The organism is Undibacterium sp. TJN19 (genome assembly GCF_049339485.1).
In the GTDB taxonomy this organism is placed as follows: Bacteria; Pseudomonadota; Gammaproteobacteria; order Burkholderiales; family Burkholderiaceae_D; genus Undibacterium.
The window spans coordinates 13,621-34,925 of the sequence record NZ_JBMPPL010000020.1; the positions used below are offsets into that span (position 1 = coordinate 13,621).

Annotated in this window: 18 protein-coding genes and 1 pseudogene; 11 read left to right on the forward strand and 8 right to left on the reverse strand. The window is 50.9% G+C overall.

Annotated elements, in window-relative coordinates; genetic code table 11:
• Positions 1-15: 15 nt before the first annotated feature.
• The 3 genes from ACO0LH_RS27500 to ACO0LH_RS27510 form a co-directional block, all read right to left on the reverse strand.
• Positions 16-1,890 carry a PQQ-binding-like beta-propeller repeat protein gene (locus ACO0LH_RS27500; protein WP_422944347.1) on the reverse strand — a complete coding sequence of 625 codons (1,875 nt, stop codon included), beginning with the start codon at positions 1,888-1,890 and terminating at the stop codon, positions 16-18.
• Positions 1,891-1,905: 15 nt separating this feature from the next.
• Positions 1,906-2,082: a hypothetical protein gene (locus ACO0LH_RS27505; protein ID WP_422944348.1), complete on the reverse strand. Its 177-nt coding sequence runs from the start codon at positions 2,080-2,082 to the stop codon at positions 1,906-1,908.
• Positions 2,083-2,556: 474 nt separating this feature from the next.
• Positions 2,557-6,594 carry a two-component regulator propeller domain-containing protein gene (locus ACO0LH_RS27510; protein ID WP_422944349.1) on the reverse strand — a complete coding sequence of 1,346 codons (4,038 nt, stop codon included), beginning with the start codon at positions 6,592-6,594 and terminating at the stop codon, positions 2,557-2,559.
• 220 nt (positions 6,595-6,814) lie between these two features.
• On the opposite strand from ACO0LH_RS27510, the pseudogene ACO0LH_RS27515 reads away from it, so the two are divergent.
• Positions 6,815-6,880 (forward strand): annotated as a pseudogene (locus ACO0LH_RS27515) (IS3 family transposase); the annotation flags it as partial.
• A gap of 29 nt (positions 6,881-6,909) precedes the next feature.
• Here the strand turns inward: ACO0LH_RS27515 and ACO0LH_RS27520 are convergent.
• Entirely contained in the window at positions 6,910-7,419 is a 510-nt protein-coding gene (locus ACO0LH_RS27520; RefSeq protein WP_422944350.1) for a hypothetical protein, read from the reverse strand.
• Positions 7,420-7,662: 243 nt separating this feature from the next.
• Here ACO0LH_RS27520 and ACO0LH_RS27525 point away from each other — a divergent pair, with 243 nt between their 5' ends.
• Positions 7,663-8,193, forward strand: coding sequence for a hypothetical protein (locus ACO0LH_RS27525; protein WP_422944351.1), 531 nt, complete (start codon positions 7,663-7,665; stop codon positions 8,191-8,193).
• Between the two features lie 117 nt (positions 8,194-8,310).
• On the opposite strand, the gene ACO0LH_RS27530 is transcribed toward ACO0LH_RS27525, so the two are convergent.
• The gene (locus ACO0LH_RS27530) at positions 8,311-10,380 is read right to left on the reverse strand and encodes a hypothetical protein (RefSeq protein ID WP_422944352.1); all 2,070 of its coding nucleotides are present in this window, start codon (positions 10,378-10,380) and stop codon (positions 8,311-8,313) included.
• Between the two features lie 31 nt (positions 10,381-10,411).
• Between ACO0LH_RS27530 and ACO0LH_RS27535 the strand changes: the two genes are divergently transcribed.
• The 4 genes from ACO0LH_RS27535 to ACO0LH_RS27550 all read left to right on the forward strand — a co-directional run bounded on the left by ACO0LH_RS27535 (position 10,412) and on the right by ACO0LH_RS27550 (position 12,871).
• Positions 10,412-10,639: a hypothetical protein gene (locus ACO0LH_RS27535; RefSeq protein ID WP_422944353.1), complete on the forward strand. Its 228-nt coding sequence runs from the start codon at positions 10,412-10,414 to the stop codon at positions 10,637-10,639.
• A 139-nt stretch (positions 10,640-10,778) separates the two neighbouring features.
• Entirely contained in the window at positions 10,779-11,066 is a 288-nt protein-coding gene (locus ACO0LH_RS27540; protein WP_422944354.1) for a hypothetical protein, read from the forward strand.
• A gap of 88 nt (positions 11,067-11,154) precedes the next feature.
• Positions 11,155-11,919 carry a hypothetical protein gene (locus ACO0LH_RS27545; RefSeq protein ID WP_422944355.1) on the forward strand — a complete coding sequence of 255 codons (765 nt, stop codon included), beginning with the start codon at positions 11,155-11,157 and terminating at the stop codon, positions 11,917-11,919.
• Positions 11,920-11,977: 58 nt separating this feature from the next.
• Entirely contained in the window at positions 11,978-12,871 is an 894-nt protein-coding gene (locus ACO0LH_RS27550) for a DKNYY domain-containing protein (protein ID WP_422944356.1), read from the forward strand.
• A gap of 28 nt (positions 12,872-12,899) precedes the next feature.
• On the opposite strand, the gene ACO0LH_RS27555 is transcribed toward ACO0LH_RS27550, so the two are convergent.
• Positions 12,900-13,391, reverse strand: a complete 492-nt coding sequence (locus tag ACO0LH_RS27555; RefSeq protein WP_422944357.1) for a globin domain-containing protein — start codon at positions 13,389-13,391, stop codon at positions 12,900-12,902.
• Positions 13,391-13,603 carry a hypothetical protein gene (locus ACO0LH_RS27560; protein WP_422944358.1) on the reverse strand — a complete coding sequence of 71 codons (213 nt, stop codon included), beginning with the start codon at positions 13,601-13,603 and terminating at the stop codon, positions 13,391-13,393. Before ACO0LH_RS27560 ends, ACO0LH_RS27555 begins: the two co-directional genes overlap by 1 nt.
• 159 nt (positions 13,604-13,762) lie before the next feature.
• On the opposite strand from ACO0LH_RS27560, the gene ACO0LH_RS27565 reads away from it, so the two are divergent.
• The 5 genes from ACO0LH_RS27565 to ACO0LH_RS27585 all read left to right on the forward strand — a co-directional run bounded on the left by ACO0LH_RS27565 (position 13,763) and on the right by ACO0LH_RS27585 (position 18,900).
• The gene (locus tag ACO0LH_RS27565; RefSeq protein ID WP_422944359.1) at positions 13,763-15,151 is read left to right on the forward strand and encodes a PLP-dependent aminotransferase family protein; all 1,389 of its coding nucleotides are present in this window, start codon (positions 13,763-13,765) and stop codon (positions 15,149-15,151) included.
• Positions 15,152-15,505: 354 nt separating this feature from the next.
• Positions 15,506-16,159 (forward strand): GGDEF domain-containing protein, encoded by a 654-nt coding sequence (locus tag ACO0LH_RS27570; RefSeq protein WP_422944360.1) that lies wholly within the window; start codon positions 15,506-15,508, stop codon positions 16,157-16,159.
• A 211-nt stretch (positions 16,160-16,370) separates the two neighbouring features.
• Positions 16,371-16,784 carry a globin family protein gene (locus ACO0LH_RS27575; protein ID WP_422944361.1) on the forward strand — a complete coding sequence of 138 codons (414 nt, stop codon included), beginning with the start codon at positions 16,371-16,373 and terminating at the stop codon, positions 16,782-16,784.
• A 395-nt stretch (positions 16,785-17,179) separates the two neighbouring features.
• Complete coding sequence (locus ACO0LH_RS27580) at positions 17,180-18,298, forward strand: sensor histidine kinase (protein WP_422944362.1); 1,119 nt, start codon at positions 17,180-17,182, stop codon at positions 18,296-18,298.
• Positions 18,295-18,900, forward strand: coding sequence for a response regulator transcription factor (locus ACO0LH_RS27585; protein WP_422944363.1), 606 nt, complete (start codon positions 18,295-18,297; stop codon positions 18,898-18,900). Before ACO0LH_RS27580 ends, ACO0LH_RS27585 begins: the two co-directional genes overlap by 4 nt.
• 390 nt (positions 18,901-19,290) lie before the next feature.
• Here ACO0LH_RS27585 and ACO0LH_RS27590 read toward each other — a convergent pair.
• Positions 19,291-21,305, reverse strand: a 2,015-nt coding sequence (locus ACO0LH_RS27590; RefSeq protein WP_422944364.1) for a beta strand repeat-containing protein, incomplete at its 5' end; no start/stop codon positions are given.

The following is a 21,305-nucleotide window of genomic DNA, read 5'->3' on the forward strand; positions in this document are numbered from 1 at the left end:
ATTAAATTTTACGATCTAATGAATTGAAAATGCCAGCAGCACATTCCCTGCCCGACCACCATTTGTGCCATAGCCAGAATTGACAAACACCATCCCCCCGGCAATAGTCGGCCCCGAACCAATCAGGGAACCGCCTTCTGCTGCAACACCATTGACTGTCTGAAATTTTTTGTTGGTATCGTATTCCCACAACAGGCTGCCGTTTTCGCTTGAGTAAGCACGAAAACCGCCATCAACACTGCCCGCGAACAACACACCGGGAATCACGCTAATGCCCACCGGCTGCGCAGCATTGCAGCCATAGCGTATCGAACCGCACAGCAAGGGGCCAGGTGCAGCCACCCAGCGTGCCTGCCCTGTTTCTATTGAAACTGCATGCAGGCCACCGGGCACCGGCGACGTCATGTCTGACAGCGGGAAATACACTGTAGCCCCCAATGTGGCAGAACCCCAGACGATGCCGCCACCGGTACCACCTTCACCAACACGGTACTGCCATACAATGGCACCTTTCTGATCAGGGTCAAGCGCATAAGCGACCCCTGATTTTTGACCGACGACGATCAGATCACGCTCACCACCCGCAGCTTGTTTGGCGCTGACCATCATGGCCGGGCTGGCAATATCAAAATTGGGGCCGCTGTGTACCTGGCAGCGGGAAGCATCATCGTTCTTGCAGCCTGGCACCCAGACATCATCGGGCGTCAGTTGCCTGGTCCAGCGTATGCTGCCGGTCTTCATGTCAAAGGCGATCATGGAATCAGAATTGACAGGTGCGCCGGTATAACTATTGCCCGTGCCTGCATAGACCAGTTGCCGCTTTGCATCAACCAGCGGTGGCGACCAAATAGCACTGCCTGCCGGCCCCCAGATAGGCTTGCCTTGCGGCGTCACGTTGTCGAGCAGGCGGGCCTCTTCCGGGATGGTATAGGTCTTCCACAGGATCTTGCCGGTTGACACATCCAGCGCGCTTAAACTGCCGCGAAAGGTACAACAGTCTTCACCAGGTTCACCCACGGTACTCCATGAAGACATGGGTACAAAATAGCGATCTTCAAACAAGGTCGGTGAACCGGTGATACGCGCCTTGGGATGCGCATCAACTCTCACCTTCCACAACAGTTTTCCGGTGGCGGCATTGAGTGCATAGACATTGCCTGACATATCACCAAACAGGACACCGAATCTGGTCTTGTGCTGTATCTGCGCCTGCTTACTGAACTCAACAATGCTGGCCGCACCACGCACACCTGCCTCAGTCTTGAATTGCCAGAAGGCGCAGCCTGTCGGTGCAGATAGCGAATAAAAAATACCAGCCTGGCTGCCAACAAAAATACGGTTTGATGCCACCACCGGTTGCGACCAGGCAGAAAAAGAATCGGCAAAACCAAAAGCCCATTTCAGCTTGAGATCTTTGACACTGTCTGCATTGATCCCCGCATTTTTTTCTGACTGGAAGCTCGCATTGGCAAGCCCGTTACCCCAGCCGTTCCATTGCGGCTCACCTTCAGGGTCAGGCATGGCCGGATTGTCTTTACACTTGCTCTGTGGTTTTAAAACAAGATTATTATCCAGTTTCTTGCCGGTCAGATATTCCGCAATAATGCGGCGCTGCTCACCACTCAAGGGCGAACCCTGCACCCGCATCAAACCAACAGTCAGCGCATGGACTATAGAACCCGGAGGGAATTTTGCCAGCACCTGCTTGGAAGGCGCACGGCTGCCCAGAAAGCCGCTGTGGCACCCCATGCAATGCTGACTGAACAATTGCTCGCCACCTGTCGCGGCAGCAGTTTTGTTATTGCCAGCCGCATACACAAGTGCGCATAGCGAAAACTGTAGCACTGCCAGACAACACATCAGCAGGTGATTTTTTCTGAAGAGAGACATGGCTTTCATCGCAGCTTAGCCATTGCCATCAAGAAGATTACATTTACGGAAATGCACATTATCGGTGACGAACAAAAATTTATTTTTGTTCATGACACGCATGATGACACCACACACATCAGCATGACAGGCATCACGCCTGCAAGTTGCTGAACTCGGGATCGCGTTATAAAAATCTTCCATTCGGGTCATGCTTTTTTTCCTCAGGCTGAAGCTGTGAAATATGCATAGCCTTCGGTGTGCGACAACCATTGACTGGCAGCGGCGCATCAGGCGTTACCAAATATAGTAGAAAGTTATTACGAAGATGTGACGCTTCAAAAATAAATTAAGTGCAACAGAAAACTTATTTTTGAAGCGTAACGACAAGCAATTTCGCATTGATTTTCTGTGTCAGCCTGCCCCGAAAAATAGCGAAAACAATCAACGTATAGGTAGCGTACAAACAGGAAGGAGGCTTAATAGGGGCAACGTCATCACCCCCTGTATTGATCAATTGCCGTGCTGGAATAAATAAAGGAAATTTTCTCGAATAAAATTTTTGGCTATCTACCACGTATGGCAAATGTGTCTTGGGTTTGAGTATTTTTTCTACCCGACATGGATTCATTTGAAAAATTAAATTTCATGCACAATGAAAGCAAGCTCTCACAGTTCTTGTCATGCTTAAGATCTGAGCGGCAGTCTGATAGTGAAACAACTGCCTTTCATATATTCTGAACGCACGGTGAAATTGCCCTTGTGCGCCTTGATGATGGAATAAGACATGGACAAGCCCAAACCCATGCCGTCGCCAACTTCCTTGGTGGTAAAAAACGGGTCGAATATACGACCAAGATGCTCAGGTTTGATACCTATGCCATTGTCTTCAAAATCAATCACCAGCCAGTTACCATCCAGTGAACTGCGAATTATAAGAATGCCCGGAACACTATTACCGGTCTTCGCCTGCTTCTCTTTGTTAGCATGATAGGCATTCAAAATCAGGTTCATGAAAACCTGGTTCAATTGCCCTGGTGAACACTCTATCATCGGGTTCGCTGCCAGTTCGCACTGAATATTGATGGCCTCGTTGACCTGGCTATGCAGCAGCTTGATGGATGCCAATAGACTGCTGATGATCAACACCGGCTTTCTGGCCGATTCACCCAGGCGCGTAAAGGTTTGCAGATCGCGCACAACCTGGCGAATTTGCGTGGTGCCATCCAGCACGTTTTTCAAATGCATTTGCAAGCCTGCAAAGCTGTCATTAAAGCTGGTAATAATTTCTTCATCTGCATCGCTGCCGGCCATGTTCAGCAGCAGGGTATAAAATCTGTCCAGGTCTGCCCGCAGGTTTTGAGCGCCCACATGCGAGAAGTTGACTGCGTTGTTAAATTCATGGGCAACACCTGCCGTCAAGGTACCCAGGGCGGTCATCTTTTCCTGGAAGATGAGCTGCTGCTGCGCATGCTTCAAGGCATCGATGGCCTGCGCCAGTTGCTGGTGGGCATCGGCATTATCCATTGCGACAGAGGCGAAAGAACAGATGGTAGAAAACATCAATTTTTCGCGTTCACCATACGCATGTGGCCTGGTTGAATACAGGCAAGCGACACCCGTCAATTTATTGGATGCAAACAGCGGAACAAAATAGGCGCTCTGCATGCCGTTCGCCATGGTCTGAGACTGTACAACATCGACAGCTTCCAGTAACAGATCTTGCCCGCTTTTGGCCACTTCCATCACATGACGTTCTTCCACCGGTAAAGCAGCATCTTCATCAGCCAGGCGGTTTTCCATGTCGCGCCAGAACACCAGTTCAAATTTCCTGGCACCACTGTTTTGACGATAAATTGAAAAACGGCTGGCGTCGAGCAGGTCTTCTACATGCTGATGAAACGATTGATATAACTTGTCAAAATTCAGAATGGCCGTGATGCCCCTGCCCACTTCACCCAGCAGGCGCATGGTTTCGTTGGTCTGGGCAAGCTGGGTATTGGCGATACTCAGGTGGGCATTCGCTGCCAGCAATTCACTGTTGGCGACACTCAATTCACTTTGCTTTGTATTCAGGTCTGCGGTACGCAATAAAACCTGCACTTCGAGCTGGCGTTGCCGCCGCAGCAAAGTGCTGGTTTTCTTTTGTATCAGCACAAAAATAGCGACGGCAATCGCCAACACGATCAGCAACACAAACCACCAGGTCTGATACCAGGCGGGTAAAACACGTATGGCCAGGGACAATTCCTGCTTGGCCCAGCGACCTTCACGGTTGCTTGCTTTAATGCGCAGTCTATAGTCACCGGGCGGCAAATTGGTGTAGCTGGCGATACGATGGTTTGAATCCACCTCTATCCACGAAGCATCATAGCCTTCCAGTTGGTACGCATATTTGTTCAGCGTGGGGGCGGAATAATCGAGTGCTGAAAACTCGACGGCAACCGTATTGCCTTCTGGATGTATCAAAACCGGGGTTGATGGATTCTGGTTGTGCAGTTGTGATGAGGGGTCAGGTTTGCCACCTGTTTCGACATGGGTAAACACCAGTTGCGGTTCATAATCCCACTGCTTCAGTAAGGGAGGGCGTACGATGGTCAGCCCGCCCACCCCGCCAAACAATAATTCACCGTGTGTTGTCACCACCCCGGAATGCGCCCAATATGTCGAGCTTGCCACACCATCGGCACGTTGCAGGGTTTTGACCTTGAAATTCAAAGGATCAATCACGACGATGCCGCCATCGGTACTGGCCCAGATTTTTCCGCTGGTATCCTCACCCAGCGCATCGACCAGATCGTTAGGCATGCCGTGTATCGCCTGTAACTGCTGGAATTCCAGCTTGCTGCTGGCCAGTGGCGACGTACTGATATTGATGCCCCCACCCAGCGTCGCCACCCAAAGCCGTTTGCGTTTATCGAGCAACAAGCTGGTGACAATATTCGATGATATACCTGTCGCATTGGCTTTATCAGCCAGAAATTGTTTGTGCGTCAGCGTTACTTTATCAAGCCGGTACAGGCCGCTGCCACGCGTACCCACCCATAACAGGTTATCGTCACCAAAGGCCAGCGCTTCGATAGGGCCATCATTGATGACCTTCTTCGCCCGGCCTGTAGTGATGCGCAGGTCACCTGACAGATCAATGCGCCACAGACCATCTTCTGCCCCTACCCACAGCAATTCACCATCCTGGCTGATGGCATTGATGGGCATGACCGCATCAAACGGGGCAAAGTGCAGACGCTGCATGTTCTGGCCGTTGGTATCAGAGCGATACAGGCCATTCTGAGATCCGATATAAATTTTTTGATTGATTGGCCTGGTAAATGCGGTGATGACGGTATCTGGTGGTGCATTGCCAAGGTGTCGCGCATCGGGCCGCAGCCAGGTAATCGTCGCGGCATCGGGGTCGATGATCTGTATGCCATTATTTTTCAAACCCAGCCAGATGCGACCGTCATCCATTTCAAAAACGGCAGTGACATTTTTATCCCTGATGCGGTTGATATCGCCAGCCCCGCCGTTAATCGCCAATACAGCAGTTTGCTGTATGTTGTGGCGGCTCACACCATCATCGGTACCTACCCAGATGGTGCCAGAGCGGTCTTGCAAGATAGATTCCGGCGTATCGTCAATCAGGCTGAAAGGAGCTGCTGCATCATGGAGCTGGCGCCGTATCAGCTTTAGCCTGGTATCGAGCATGACGATTCCGTGGTTGACAGTGCCTATCCAGATCTGATTTGCGGCCACTTCCTTGATGAAGGTCACGGTATCGTCGCGCAATTCTTCACCGCGGTAGGCCGCGGCTTTGGTAGACATGGGCTGGCCGAGGCCGACAAGAGGGTCTATGATATACACGCCATGATTGGCCGTCCCCACCCAGATATGGCCGTCGCTGCTTTGTTGCAGGTATCTGATATTGGGGTCTTCAGCGAGCACGCCGGTAAAATCCACGTGTTTGAGTTTCTGGGTTTTTCCATCAAGACAGACCAGCCCTTTTTGCGTACCTATCCAGAGTGTTCCACTTTTATCCTGCATGACGGTTCTGACGACACCGCTGGGCAAACTGTCCGGGTCTTTTTCATCATGCCGCAGATGCCTGACCTGCCCGGTATCCGGCAGATAATGATCAAGACCGCTGGAAGTTGCTATCCACAACCCCGTACTACCGTCACTGGCAATATCATATATGGTGCCATCAGCAGTACCATTTTTGCCGACAGGGACACGCACAAAACGATCGTGAACGGCATCATAACGCGCCAGCCCGCCACCGTTGGTGCCTATCCACAAGCGACCAGAAGCATCAATATGCAAGGACAATATTGAACTCTCTGGCAAGGCATTCACATCTTTTAAATTCTGCTGATAAATTTGAAAGCGGTAGCCATCCCAACGCGCCAGGCCACCCTGCGTTCCAAACCAGATAAAACCTTGACGATCTTCAGCAATGGCTTGAGTAACGACACCGGGCAGACCATTGTCGGTTGTCAGATTCTGAAAAACCTTGTCACTGAGTGGCAGCCAGCGATTCTCGTTCACGACCGGCAATGTGGCTTCTGCGGCCAGACTGGGCGTAAGCCCCATACCCGTTATCAGGCTCAATAACAGCAAGCACAGAAAAGATAAAATAAAAGATGGCAGGCGCAGCTTGACTGGCAAATAAAGAATTTGCGGTTTCGATGTGGAATCAATGTAATCAGCGATTAGTTCATGTTCCATTTAAATACAATTGATGCGCTTCAATACTGAGCGTCACTAATGAGCGTCAGTACGGTCAATATTATAAATCAAGGTGCCGCAGGTATTTTCTGTCTATAGCTTCGCGGCGCCAATCGATTCATACTATCACCAATTGTGTATTGGTAGGCTTAACATAAACAAACTATGACAAGTTAATGGCTCAACTTGACGAAGTAGCAGACTTGCTTGACAAAATCACGACCGCATCAAGCTCAAACTTAAAGGATTGAGACCTGCGCAGTACAGAAATCAATCCTTGGATTGATGGTAGGTACCAGCTGATTTTGTCGCGCCTCATTCCTTGACGAGATAGCCGCGCATTATCCACTGCAGAGTCGCGTTACCACCATTTTGCGGCACATAAGCAGTCCAGAACATGCCGTAGCCACCGGGCACACGCACGCCAGCAGTCAGCAACTGGGTCTTCATGGGGTTGCCTGTGCTGGCGTCAAGCGGTACGCGCAGCAAGGTCAAGATGCCCGTGCCAGGTTGCCCCGGCGGGCTCAGATAGAGCCTGGCATTACCTGCCAGTGCCAGGGGATTTTGCATGGTTTCTATTTCAAGTATCACCAGCGAATAACCGACCGGAACAGAATAAGAATTCGTGGTCACAGGTGACAGCTGGCCCACCTGCCATACACTCCATTGCGGCAAAGAACCACCCCAGAACGACGCGTTGCCGTTAATGGCTATTATGCGGGCAGCAGGTACGCCCAGATGCGTCAGTTCCTGCGCCTGTAACTGCGCACCATAAAAAATGCAAAAGACCGTTGCAATGATTTGGTATTTAAGCTTGCTAAACATAGGTATCTCCAGATGGCGTTGATACAGGCATGACGCATGGTGCGGAAAGACCAGCTTCTCCTGCCAACAAATTGCGCATCTTTGCAGATTTCATCTGCAACCGTCAGTGTGGGCTATCATGTTTTGACATGACAGTTATCAGTGTTTTATAAAATTGAAGACACGCTTGTTTTTCACTGTGCCATTGATAAAACGGCGGTGCTACACTAGCCCTCCACGTCACCGAATAAAAAGGCAGTCAACATGCATAAGCCCGCCAGAATAGCCTTTTCCATCAAGCACAGTGTGTGTTGCCTGCTGATGGCAAATGCAGCACTGATGACAGCAAACGTCGACGCTGCCCCGGAAACAGTGGCATGCAAGCTCAAGGTTTTTCCTATGGACCCAGATCCGAAAGGCAGCAATATCCGCAATGGCCCCGGATCTGAAAACAAGGTGCTAACGGTCATCAAAGACAGTGATTCAGAAATCGAAGTCATTGGCTCTGCCGGTAAATGGTTACAGGTGCGGCAAGTCACTGGTGTCAATGGCACGGTGTATTTCAAGGGTGAAGGCTGGATGTATGCGCCTTTGACAGGCATCAATGCCAAGGCCAAGACAGGCTTGCATGCAAGCGCTGACAAGCAAAGTGCCATTGCCGGGCAAATACCTGCCGATGCAGGGGCCACTGTGCAATCCTGCTCGGGAGAGTGGCTGGAAATTCAGTATAAAAACCTGAAAGCCTGGATGCCGCCCCATTCATATTGTGGCAACCCGGTTACGACCTGTTCATAATTTTCAGGGACAAAAGCCCCGGCAAATACAGCATGCCTGCTGCATCTACCGGGGCTCTATTACGTGGTCGTGGTGCCAGACCAGCGAACAATTTGTTTGCTGGCTGAACTCATCGCGTCAAAACTCAAATGCACCGATATCGATCATCCCATCCTGCTTGCGCACGATGACAGGGCCAGGCTGTGCTACTGGCAACCAGTTGACAGTCAGGTTACCCAGCCCATTGCCCGCATTGATCAAAGGTGAACCCACTGCCGGGCGATAGTCATGCTGGGCTACATTCATCAATACGGGATTGTTATTGGCACCCAGATTGGTATTCCAGCCATTGACTACGGCGCCGGTCAAATGGCCAACCCAATACTGCGCTGCGTTGGGTGATACCCAGTTATTCGCCATATTGACTGTGCCCTTGCCCAAAGCCATGGCCTGCACCTTGCCTGGCAAGCCAGGCGTATTTGGCAGCGCATAAAACACATTGTTTTTGACATCGGCAACGGCGTTGGGCATGACCAGATTAAACATCAGGGTCTCTGGATATATACCGTGCGTTGCGTCGCCCTTAACCACCATCGTATTGTTATAGAAGAACAAGGTACCCTGGCGGTAATGCGCTGTCTGGCCGCTGTCGCCACCGTAATACACCAGATTGGTACTGGTCGTACTGTTGGCCGCGGGTGCCACATCGAACAGGTTGCCATACACATGGGTCGTACCATAAGCAGGGTCACCATAGATCAGGCCATTGCCACCGGTAGAATCCATCAGGTTTAGCTGAAGACCGCAAGTCGACGCAAAGGTGTTATACCTGACGATGAGGCCAGAAGATCTGTCCTTGAGGCAATCACCAAAAGCACCCGGACGCACATCCCCAAAATAGTTGTACTGGAAGATGATGTCACGTGCTTCGGTATAGCTATTGTGTTCAGAAAAACCATTGCTGACATTGGGGATAGGCGCATTGCTATTGTTATAGATAGTATTACCTTCAATTAACACATCTTGCGATAATTCGACCACGGTGCTGTTCTTGGAATTGATAAACAAACCGTTACCGCAATTATGCAGAACATTATTTTTGACCACCAGATGTGCAGCCGCTTCTACATACAGGCAAGTGCCAAACGAGGCATAGCTGTCGGTTTTCTTGCCCAGTGCATCAGTGAATGAATTGCCATAGACTGAATTGCGGATATCGAGATTTTCAATACCGATGTAACCTGCCGGGCCATTGTTATAGTTGTAGCCTGCCTGTGGGCCCACCATGACCAGACCCAGTTTATACAGCACGCGGCTGGCGCTGGCATTGTCATGGTATTGCAGCGTGCGGGCAGCCTGCCCTGGTAAGGTTTCGACTTGCGTTGCCAGCTTGCCCTGGCCGTCTGGCGCACCATCAATGATGGGGCGAGCACCTGTCACCGGGTCAGGAACACCAATCACACGCATGAATTTATTGGGGGCTGTCGGTGCCAGATTGGTACCGGCAGAAATCAATATCATTTCATTGTAGGGGACATTGTTGGGCTTGGCGTAAATCCTGACCGTGTCGCAACCTTTTAACTGACTCCACGGCAATTGCCCCAGCGCAGTGTAGGCTTTACCCACGCCAACATCGTAATAATTGATCACGGCGCAACCAGACTGATCGGCATTCATGGTCGGGGTAGTCGCCCTCGTGATGGTCGGTGTGCCGGTTGCCGGCGGTGTACCTGTGCCAGTGCCTGTTCCAGTACCTGTACCGGCGGCAGCGGTAATGACAAATATGCGCGAACGTGAATAAGTGACGCCTGCCAATGTCGCCGTAGCGGTAATGGTGGCACTGCCCGATGCGGCATTGGCAGGAACAGCCAGTACGTAATTACCGAGTGCATTGGCAACAGGCACCTTGGTAACAGTGATCAACGCAGGATTGCTGCTGCTCACCGTGACGGCCACCGAGGTATCGGTGACACCGGTCTCGGTAATGAATTCGATAAGTGCATATTCAGTTGAACCCGCATTGCGGGCATTGCTGGCCTCAAAGCCCACCGTCTTGGATGAAAAACCAATATGTGCCGGACTGCTGACCACGCTTGCCGCTTGCGCCATGTTTGCCGCCGGCAACGCCACCATGCCAAGCAAGCCCAAGCCAAAGGCAAGCGCCCGAGTTAGTTTTATTAGTTTTATTAGTTTTTTGTGCATTTGCATGCTGTTCTCCTGATGGGACGACGCGGATAGCATGGGTGCCATCGCCGGTGCTGAGGTAAAAATAATCAACCATGAACGGAATTCCGATCTGGATAGCATCATCACAAACTTTATTTTTCAGGGTAAGTGTGCGCTGTCAGGTTTTAATATGACATTCGACATATTGAATACTGGCGCTATTTGTGAAAGACTTCTTCTGGTGTTCAAAACACAGCGAAGCACACCGATTTATTTTTTAGCAAGACACCGGCATTCCTGAACCGTCTGCTTTTTGACTTGTATCTATGCACTTCATCAAGGCCTGTATCTATCGTGTTGATTGCCGCTGAAGCAAAATTCGCTGCGTTACCAAACTAGCCAGGCATTTTTCAACCACTCAAGAAAGAGAAGACACCATCATGTTGACACTGAACAAACTGATACAGACATTGCTGATTACTTCCATTGTTGCCACAGGCAGCGCTGGTGCAGCAGATTCGACCTCTGCCAGTGAAAAAGACCCTTTGCGTGCGACGCTGCTGGAAAGCAAGGAAAAAAACAAGGGCATCACCATCCACACCAGCGGCAATAATGTTGCCATGGTCGTCACTGCGCTTGAAGAAAAATATGTGATCGGACGCAGCCAGCAAGCGAGCCGTATCATCATCCGCCTGGACCGCATTGACGGTGTATCAGCCGCATTCTGATCTTTTGCACAGGCGACACGACAGACCGGCCAGCGAAGGCAATAGCAATAGCAATGGCAATGGCCATCAATAATCAAGGGGAACCACGATGTTTAACTGGGCAATGATGGCAACTGGCCTGTGTCTGGCGGGTTTTGTTTATGGATGGCGGCGCAGGCCAGGCGTTGCGGGAGAACGCTCCTATCTTGCCTGGATCATGGCCATCGTATTTGGCGCACCCATACTGAGTCTGTTGCTGGCCAATGTATTTGGCAGCGACACCCTGGGATGGATTTTTGGTTTGTCCTTGATGTTTGTATGGCCACTGGCTTTCCTCTTCATTGCAGGCAGGTTGGCAGGCGCCTTGTTGAACACACAAGCCGTGCAGACCAGTCATCACGCCACGAACCAGCAGCCGCTTCAGGTACCCATGCTGCACATACGCATAGACAGGGACAGTGTGCATGCCGGTGACGACACGATATCGCATGCTGAGAATATTGCCGTTCCTGTTGACATGAGCCTGGCAAGCTTGCTGGAACAAATACGCAAGCGGCATTTTCTACCTTCGATTTCTGGCGGCAAGGCAACCTGGATGATTGAATCTTCCGGACATCAGGTCAAGACGATAGGCGTGCTCGCCCAGCAGTGGCAAGACCCCTGCCTGATGATAGATTCATCCATTGATGTAGGCCGTCACTTCTCTGGCCAGCAACCCAATCTGTTCTTTCGCTATCGCTGCCAGATCGATCCGGAAGCGGTGCGTACACAGTTGCATGCCTCTTACACCACGGGTGTGACTGAAACGCAGATGAATAAACCTGGCGGTATCGCAGGTTTGGCAAGGTACGCCACCTATCTGCGCGCATTATGAATTTCAGATCAGACAGATGTTAGGGAAAATTAAAAAATATCCTCCATGGATTATCTTGATGGGCTTGTTTTCTTTTCTGTTCGGCTGCGGCAATGAATCCGCCTATTACAAGAAGAATGGCAAATGGCATTATGACGGTGTGGCCATGGGTCATCAGGCGGATATTGTCCAGCTTACCCCCATTGACGACTACTTTGCAAAAGATGCAGGCATTGCCTATTACAGAGGTACCCCCATTTATGATGGTGACCGGGCCAGCGACAGCGCCAGTTTTGAAGCTTTAAGTAAATACTATGCCAAGGATAAGGCCAGCGTATTTTTTTGCGATACAGCACGCGACAGCAAAGAATACTGGAGCATCAAAAGAATCGTCATCAGGACGATCAAAGAGGCTGACCCCGCCAGTTTTCGCATGATGAGCGATGGCTATCTGGCCAGGGATAAATCCCACCTGTTCCGCCAGGACAAGATCGTAGCGGTTCAGGACATCGACAGCTTCATCCTGCTGGACAATTTCTTCGCCAGAGACAAACTGCGCGGCTATTATCGCGAGACAGAAATTGCCGGCAGTGATGGCCCGTCTTTCACGGTGCTGGATGCCCACTATGCCAAAGACCAGTCCCATATTTATTATGTCGATGGCTTTCGCATAGGTGGCACACTCAAAGGTGTGAAATACGAAGCGTTTAAAGTGATGGAAGAAGGCTATGCCAACGATGGCGCAAAAGCTTATTACCATGGCACTGTCATCAGCAAGGAAGATGCTGCTTCATTGCAGTACCTGGCGATGGGATATGCCAAAACCTCTGCGCAGGTTTTCTATTATGGAAAACTGCTAAAAGGGGCAGACGCAGCCAGCTTTGCCATGGTGCAGCAATTCAACGGCAATGTTGACGCCACCGATAAAGCTGGCCTATTCAGTACCGGGCAACGTGTGAAAACAGCGCCATGAACAGTTGAACTGTCCTCATCAGCAAGGTTTAATTTTTGGCAGCGCTGGCCATGCCATGCTGCATCACCATCGCCATATTGTCGAAAAAGCCTTCCCATGCTGCGCGGTGAGCCGCGGTAAACTGTACACCGGCACGTGTGGCCAGCGTATCAATCAGGATATTGCGCATCACACCAAAATAAGCCTGTTTGACCTGATAATGATGATGGCGCACACCGGAAGCACGCAACAGCAATAACAGGTGTTCTGGCTGATGTACCAGTGCCACGGTTTCTTCAAGGGTATGTGTCAGTCGCCCCTGTTGCTCTGTCATGTCACCGGCAAATAAACCGATGACAGCAGGCGCGGCGGCAAACAGGTTTTGGTAAAAATCGGCAGCCAGATCACCCGGCGCCGATAAAGCGGCATCCCAGCCCGATGCAATGAGTGCGGCAGTGTCGTCCTGTATATTCATCAGCCATTGCTCGGCTGCGGCGAGCTGGGCTTTAGTGGGTGCGCGTGAAGAAGGGGCTTGACTCATTAACGGGGCTCTTGTTTTTTGTGGACAGGCAAAAAACCAGTGTCATTGACCTTGGTCTTGCAGTGAGTATAGCTGGTATTTTGATGGCAATACACTGGCTTGTGATGTGCATTTTCCACCGCAAGCGCTTTGCCAGCACCGGAACCTGCCTGGTCGACGCAAGTGCGCAGAGCATGGGCTTCTCTTGAAAATGCCACATTTGTAGCCCGCATTTTCAGAGGTAAAACACATTTTCGATACGCAAGCGTATACCGGATATGTTATAAGTAAACAAGACTGTGCAGTAATGGGATGGACTTCAATATTGTCCACGTTCCAGGGCAGAAAACCTGCTCGCACGCTGCGCAATTTTTGCAAAAATGAGGGTTTTTGTGACAAAGATCAAGTATCAGATATTGGCAGATGAACTGGCTGTCGCCATTTTGAGCAAGAAATTGCCCATCAATGCGCGCCTGCCTTCAGTGCGCGAACTGATGCGGCAACACCAGCTCAGTCTGGCTACGGTCACCAACGCCCTGCATATTTTGGAAGAGAGGGGTTTGGTTGAGCCACGCGGCAAAGCTGGTTATTTTGTTAAGCCACCAGCGCCTAACGACATCTCAGAGATAGCCAAGGTGGCAGCTCCAGCGCCCCATGCGCGTTCTCAGGCCGGCCTGCAGGCTATGACGGCAAGCATACCCAACTGGGGACCAGCCGAAGACTTGTTCCCCGAGCAGCGCTGGCAAAGCCTGCTGGGCAGTATCATTCGCCGCCATCCTTTTCTTTCTACCCGCCATGCCCAGGCGTATGGCCATCCGCGCCTGCGCGCTGAGCTGGCAAGGCGCAGTGCAGAAAATGGCTGCTTCCTGAAAGAAGAAGAATTAATCGTCACCCAGGGCGCAACAGAAGCCTTGCTGCTGGCTTTGCGGGCCACCACCGAAGTGGGTGCAAAGGTATTGGTGCAGGCACCCGTGAGTGTCTTGTACAGCCGCTTGCTGGAAACATTTACACTGACCCCGGTTACCGTTCACAACAGCGTAGACGCACCTGATTTTCTGGCCGAGGTGCAGACCATACTGGAGAGCGAAAACCCGCCTAAAGTGTTTCTGCTGGTGGCCAATTATCATTTTCCGACGGGGGCATTAATGCCTTTGCTGGTCAAACGTCAGTTGTTGAGGCTGGCTGAAAAACATGGTGTCACCATTATTGAAGATGATGTCTATGGTGACTTGCAACATGATGGTGCAAGACCACTGACATTGAAATCCTTTGATCTCAAGGGCAATGTCATTTATGTCAATTCCTGTTCGAAAACCCTGGCACCCGGATTGCGCATAGGCTGGCTGGCAGCCGGCAACTGGCGTGAACGTATCGCCTATCTGAAAAACGCATCGGCCAGCAGTGTCAATGAATTATCTCAACTGGTGCTGGCAGAATTTCTGGCGCAGGGCAGCCATGTGCCGCACTTGCGCAAATTTCGCCAGCAACTGAAAACGCGTTCTGGCGAATATCTGTCCATATTGCGGCTGGTGCTGGGCAATACGGTCAAGCTTGCCGATATGCCAGGCGGCTATAGCTATTGGCTGCCGTTGCCGGGCAAGATCAGCGTCGATGAAATACAGTCACAGCTTCTGCAGCACTGGCCCTTGCTCGACAAGGCTGATACACCACAGGTTGCACTGGTGTCTCATGGCCTGTGTGTCAACACCTCCATCCCTCTGACTGATCCTTTACGGCAATCACTGACTGCATTCTGTTTTTATTTGCGCGGGCAATATTAAGGGCGATATGAACAGCTATGTGAACAGCCATATTCAGCAGCGGCCTGCACCCTGACCGCTATCCCATTCTTTTTATCCATGCAGTAAAGCCGCGCCTGTCTCTATCTGTCAAATCCCCTTCCCCGCATACTAGCTCTGCTACCAGGGCATGACACGACGTCGCATCAGTTGACGATTCAAGCGCATCAGATGTGACTCTCAGGTGTATCTCAGGCCTGGAGGTTTTTGCAAACGCCTCTTGAAGAAAAAGTCTTGTATTCATTCTCAAAGCCCGCCCTTGTATCTAACAAAAGATCAGTCAGCCACCGATACTGGGGGCCAGATCATGAAGCTTATGGACAGAGGACACTTTTCATGCAAGCCACGCACAGATACATTTATAAAAACCGCCAGCGCAATTTCAAGAATGCAGCGTTGACTTGCGACCAGCAACGTCATGCGGCAGGCATTGATGACAGGGCAAGCAATGCGGCTCTGCTGGAAGAAATAGCAAAATTAAAACGTTCCATCTCTGATCTGGAAATAGAAAACCGTACCGATTTGCTGACCGGGCTGCTCAACCGGCGCGGCTTTATTGCTGAACTGAATATGGCCTGGGACAGATGGGTACGGTATCAGGTACCAACCACGCTGATGATGTTGGACATGAACCGTTTTAAGCACATCAATGACAGCTACGGACACGATGTCGGCGACAAGGCCTTGAAGCTGATCGCCGTCTATTTACAAAACAACCTGCGGTCCATCGATATTCTGGGTCGGCTGGGGGGTGATGAATTTGCTGTCATCCTGCCACATACCAATGCCGGAGAAGCGAAACAAATTACTGGCAAACTGCTGGAAGCCATACCTGTCCTGCAGATCGCGGGGCAAGCTGGCAATGACGCCATCTCGCTGGAATTTGCCCTTGGTTTTTCAGAACTGGGCGCTGCCCTGAGTTCACCCAAGGCATGGCTGCAAGCTGCCGATTTGCAGATGTATCAAAGCAAGGCAGCCACTGCCGATTAAGCCAGCCCAAATCCCTGCATCTTAAAAACTGATGTGCCAACACATCAGCGTGGCCAGGCATGGGCTGCACTTAAAAAAATTAATCGACACTCACATTGCTATTTATTGATCACTGCTATTAATCATCTGCTATTGATCACCTGCGTCAGCAATCCCCCTGAAATACTCATACTCACACACCTCATACACCTCACCAACCTGGAGAAATAAAATGAATCAAACCACGATCGCCCTCGTTCAAGACTCATGGAAACAAGTAGCAAGCATCGCCCCCCAGGCCGCCGCCCTGTTTTATCAAAACCTGTTTGACGCCGACCCTGCGCTGAAATCTCTTTTCCGCGGTGACATGACTGAACAGGGTAAAAAACTCATGCAAATGATAGGTGCAGCCGTGGGCAAGCTCAATGACCTTGATACGCTGGTGCCAGTACTGCAAAACCTCGCACAGCGTCATGATGGCTATGGCGTCAAAGAATCCCATTACCAGACAGTAGGTGCCGCATTGCTGAAAACTTTAGGGCAAGGCCTGGGTGAGCGCTTTACGGTAGAAGTAAAAGACGCCTGGACCACTGTCTATGGGGTCATGTCCAGCGTGATGATTACAGCTTCACGCGCCACTGCCTGATTTGCATGGTGTGCCCGCGCTGGCATTGAGACAAAGTTGCCAGCGCTGCGGTACGCGAAATATGACTCGGCACGACTCGATTCTTGCGACTCTTACATAAGTAAGCCTCTTGCATTACAGATAAACAATATAGGGGCGCTCGCCGGGCAATCATTGCCCTTACGGCAACTTTTTATACAAAATACCCACCTGCCCTGCCTTCACGGCGTCTTTGCAAGCGATCTGTAATCGATCTGTAATCACCTCAGCCTTACTCTATATCCTCAACTATTTCTCATTAAACCGCGTGGGCAAAGATTGATTTGCACAGGTTAATTACTTATATAGCAACAGATTTATCAGTCACGACCCAGCACCTCCCGGCCTTAACGTAAACAGAAACAAGGAATTTCAAGTTGAACTTAGCGTTTAGAAAAATCAGCCATTTCATCTCTGCCTCGACGACCACATCGAGGCAAGATCACGCGCCCTATTTCTGGCTGATCTTGCTGGGCTGCTTTTTGTTCAAATATACGAAAGTCAACCCCCATCCTGGTGAATTGCTGATGGTGCTGGTAACCCTGGCCAGCTTTGTGGGCTTGTTTGCCTATAGTCTGCGGGTGGATGACTGGCGGCTGTTTGCGTGCATTATTGCAGCCACCCTGCTTGGCGTACTGTGGGCCCCTTACAATCTGGGCGCGGCGGTGTTTGTCATACTTGGTGTCGGCATGTGTTCCCGCATTGCCAGTCACCGTTCGGCGTATGTCGCCTTATATATTGTCTGTGCGATCCTGCTGATGGCAGATGCCGTCTTTCAGCTGCCGCCTGATTTTCTGCTGCCGACCTTGCTGTTTTGTGCACCAGTTGGCATGGTCAGTATCATGGTGGAAAAGAATATACGCATGAATGAAAAATTATTCAGGAAACAGGAAGAAGTAGAAAATCTGGCCCGCATAGCTGAGCGCGAGCGGATTTCGCGCGATATTCATGACGTGCTGGGTCATACCCTGTCAGTCATCGCCCTGAAGGCCGATCTGGCGCGCAAGCTCATCAAGACCGATTTGCTTGCCTGTGCCAGCGAATTATCGGACATAGAACAAAGCGCCCGTGACACCCTGGGTGAAGTACGTTCTACCGTGCGCAACAGCCGGGCGAACAGCGTGGAACTGGAACTGCGCGTCGCCAAAAAAGCCTTGAACGCAGCAGAAGTCAATATGATTTCCCTCATCGAACAATGCACTATCCCCCTGCCACTGGAAAACGTCATTGCCCTGTCACTCAGAGAAGCAGTCACCAATATTATCCGGCATGCCAACGCCAGCACGTGCAAAATTACGCTGTCGTCAGATTCCCAGCAAATCAAGCTGGTGATCGCTGATGATGGCCTTGCCGGCAAGCGTGATTTTCTGATCAGAAAAGGCAGTGGCCTGACCGGCATGACAGAGCGCATTCAAGCCCTGCAAGGCAGCTTGAACATCCGTCATGAAAACGGTCTGACGATAGAAATTTTACTGCCCATCAAAGGTGCCTCATGATACGCATCCTTATTGCAGAAGACCAGGCACTAGTGTCTGGCGCACTGGCCGCTCTTCTGCATTTCGAGCCGGATATGGAAGTCATTGCGCGGGTTAAAAATGGCCAGGAAGCGCTGGAATTCTGCCAGAAAGAATGCCCTGACATTTTGTTGACCGATATAGAAATGCCCGTGATGACAGGGCTGGAACTGGCTGCCAGTATTGCCGAACAAAAATTGCCCTGCAAGGTCATCATGCTGACCACCTTTGCCCGCGCTGGTTATCTGCGGCGTGCCACCGCCAGTGGCGTACGTGGCTACATGCTGAAGGATTCCCCCTCTGATAGCCTGGCCGCGGCCATACGCACCGTGCAATCGGGTGGGCGCGTGATCGCCCCTGAACTGGCACTGGAAGGCTGGAACGGCCCGCATGACCCCTTGTCTGAACGTGAACGCCAGGTGCTGCGCCTGGCTGGCTCTGGCGCTGGCAATGCAGAAATCGCCAGGCTGATCCATTTGTCCGAAGGGACAGTGCGCAACTACCTGTCAGAAGCCATTGGCAAACTGAATGTCAAAAACCGTGGCGAAGCGTTCAGAATAGCCAGTGACGCAGGCTGGCTGTAATTCCCCGGTACATCTGTACAATATCATTTGTTGGTAAAGAAGCGCCTTAACGGCGCTTTTTCATGTCCAGCATCTGTTCAGCAACGATCGCTTCGCTCCCAAATCTGCACTGAATTACATTGCAGGCAGCACTGCGTTCAACCAACGCTAAAACGCTAGTCTGGGGATATCACATCCCCAATAAAAAACTTAAAATATGACAAGGCATAAAAAAAACCCGCAGATCATATCTGCGGGTCAATGAACTGCCTGCGAAGCAGAACTCAGGATAATTCTTACAGCTAAAGCACCTACTCAACACGCCAGAGTGTTGCCAAACACCTGGAACAATTGCGAATACAAACATTGTTCCAGGTTTTACTTCTTTCCAACAACATTCAACAACGAGGATTACGCAATAAAGTCGCCGGCAACGATAGAACCTGCACCAACGAGTTTCACGATAAAGTCAGTGGCATCAACAGTACCTACCGTGCCACCGATGTTTTGGAAGGCATAAGTACCAGCTGCTGTACCTGCGGCTACCGTGACCACGTAAGCCTGAGTATTGGCTGCCAGAGCCGCGCCAGCGGCTGTTGCTGCTGTAGCGATCGCTGCTGCCAGCGTGGATACGTCAGCAGTAGCAATCGACAACAGGTTCAATGTCGTTGCTGCTGTACCAGTTTTGAACACGTCAGCACCAGCAATCTTGAAGTTTGCCACGGTGTCGATAAAAGAAATCACCGAACCCACAGCAATGGTGTCTACACCCACAGCAGTCGTCGACAGGTTAATGGTATCAGCACCAGTACCACCTGTGATGGTCACATTACCTGCGCCAGTCGAACCCATGCTCAAGGTTTGGCCGCCAGAACCCAGTATGACATTATTAAGATTGGCACCACCGCTATCTTTAAACACCGTCAGGGTCACACCGGCACCGTTTTCATTGGTAATAGTCCACGCGGCTGTGGCACTGGCACCAACGTTAATGGCTTCAACACCAGTGACCTTGGCACTGAAGTCGATAGCGCCACCTGCCACGATGCCGGCATTTAATGTATCGTTCCCCAAGCCACCGTTGATACCGCCACTGGCAGCAGCGTTAATCACCGCTGTAGACAAATTGAATGTATCTGAACCTGAACCACCAGTCACAGATACCAGGTTTGTACTACCCATGCCAAATGTGTTCGTGCCATTTGCCAACACGTAGTTTTCAACGCCGGCATTCCCCGCGATCGAACCTGCTGTGGTGAAGGTCAGGGTTTCAGTATTCAAAGCTGTTACTGTACCGGTAAAGGCATTGTATTGCGCAGCTGTCATCGTGTAATTGCCGCCTACGAGCAAATACAGGTTCTCAAAACCGCTGATATTTGCACCAGCGATATTTGCACCAGTAGCATTGAGTTGCAATGTGTCAGTCGTACCCGCACCGGCCGTAAATGTGCCTGTGTAAGTCTTTCCTTCCAGGCCCAAATAATTGTTACCAGCACCCAGGTTGATATTACCAGCCAAGAAGGTAGAACCAGTATTTGTCAGGTCGACGAAGTCATTATTGGTACCGCCGGTGATGGTTGTAATACCTGAAGTAGCATTGGCAAATTCAACATTATTGGCAAAAGAGGACGTGAAATTCAAGGTCTTGATATTTGAAATTGTGCCGCCAGCGCCACCGCCATTCAACTGATTACCAGCACCATTCAGAGAGGCACCTGTCAATGTCAATACATCGGTGTCGCCCAGGTTACCGTTGACGGTTGTACCGTTTAACGCACCAATTGCGGCAGTGAAATTTTCGTTGATACCTGCCACGCCATTAAATACGCCGCCAGCAGTCAAGACCGTAGGATTAAGCGCAATGCCACCACCGTTGACCGGTGACGTACCGACGACACCAGCCACTGCCGTCGCCCCACCCGATGTAGTGATTGCATTCGACGTTGTCATGTTATTGACACCACCGCCCGCTGCGTTGGAAGAAGACGTGACATCAAACACCAGGTTGCCACCGGTAATCGAAATCAGCGACAGGTCGATATTATTTGCACCAGTCACGTCATCAATGATCGTCAGTTGATGCGGTGTATTGCCAGTAAAAGTGATGACCGGTGTACTCAGTGACAAGGCAGCGCGTGCGGCAACGAGTGCATTGTATTCAGATGCGGTAATGACCAGTGCAGAGTTTGCCTGGATTGTTTCGATACCAGACAAAGTCGCACCAGCCAGATTGATCGCACCATAAGTAACCAGTGTATCGTTACCTGCACCCAGATTGATCGTGTCTGTCACAACGCGCGCAACAGCAGTTGCTGTGGATTGTGTATTGAGGTTCACACCGTTTTCAACAACGTTGTACGTACCGGCAACATAGTTACCCAGCAGGACAACGCGGTCAGCACCAGCGCCCAGTTGGACGAAGTTCG

Excerpts from the sequence above, each read along its gene's own strand:
- ACO0LH_RS27505 (WP_422944348.1), bottom strand. The coding sequence starts at position 2,082 with ATGACCCGAATGGAAGATTTTTATAACGCGATCCCGAGTTCAGCAACT.
- ACO0LH_RS27540 (WP_422944354.1), top strand. The coding sequence starts at position 10,779 with ATGTTGACACTGAACAAACTGATACAGACATTGCTGATTACTTCCATT.
- ACO0LH_RS27510 (WP_422944349.1), bottom strand. The coding sequence starts at position 6,594 with ATGGAACATGAACTAATCGCTGATTACATTGATTCCACATCGAAACCG.
- ACO0LH_RS27535 (WP_422944353.1), top strand. The coding sequence starts at position 10,412 with ATGGGTGCCATCGCCGGTGCTGAGGTAAAAATAATCAACCATGAACGG.
- ACO0LH_RS27545 (WP_422944355.1), top strand. The coding sequence starts at position 11,155 with ATGTTTAACTGGGCAATGATGGCAACTGGCCTGTGTCTGGCGGGTTTT.
- ACO0LH_RS27585 (WP_422944363.1), top strand. The coding sequence starts at position 18,295 with ATGATACGCATCCTTATTGCAGAAGACCAGGCACTAGTGTCTGGCGCA.
- ACO0LH_RS27570 (WP_422944360.1), top strand. The coding sequence starts at position 15,506 with ATGCAAGCCACGCACAGATACATTTATAAAAACCGCCAGCGCAATTTC.
- ACO0LH_RS27525 (WP_422944351.1), top strand. The coding sequence starts at position 7,663 with ATGCATAAGCCCGCCAGAATAGCCTTTTCCATCAAGCACAGTGTGTGT.
- ACO0LH_RS27520 (WP_422944350.1), bottom strand. The coding sequence starts at position 7,419 with ATGTTTAGCAAGCTTAAATACCAAATCATTGCAACGGTCTTTTGCATT.
- ACO0LH_RS27530 (WP_422944352.1), bottom strand. The coding sequence starts at position 10,380 with ATGCAAATGCACAAAAAACTAATAAAACTAATAAAACTAACTCGGGCG.
- ACO0LH_RS27550 (WP_422944356.1), top strand. The coding sequence starts at position 11,978 with ATGGGCTTGTTTTCTTTTCTGTTCGGCTGCGGCAATGAATCCGCCTAT.
- ACO0LH_RS27560 (WP_422944358.1), bottom strand. The coding sequence starts at position 13,603 with ATGCGGGCTACAAATGTGGCATTTTCAAGAGAAGCCCATGCTCTGCGC.
- ACO0LH_RS27555 (WP_422944357.1), bottom strand. The coding sequence starts at position 13,391 with ATGAGTCAAGCCCCTTCTTCACGCGCACCCACTAAAGCCCAGCTCGCC.
- ACO0LH_RS27575 (WP_422944361.1), top strand. The coding sequence starts at position 16,371 with ATGAATCAAACCACGATCGCCCTCGTTCAAGACTCATGGAAACAAGTA.
- ACO0LH_RS27500 (WP_422944347.1), bottom strand. The coding sequence starts at position 1,890 with ATGTCTCTCTTCAGAAAAAATCACCTGCTGATGTGTTGTCTGGCAGTG.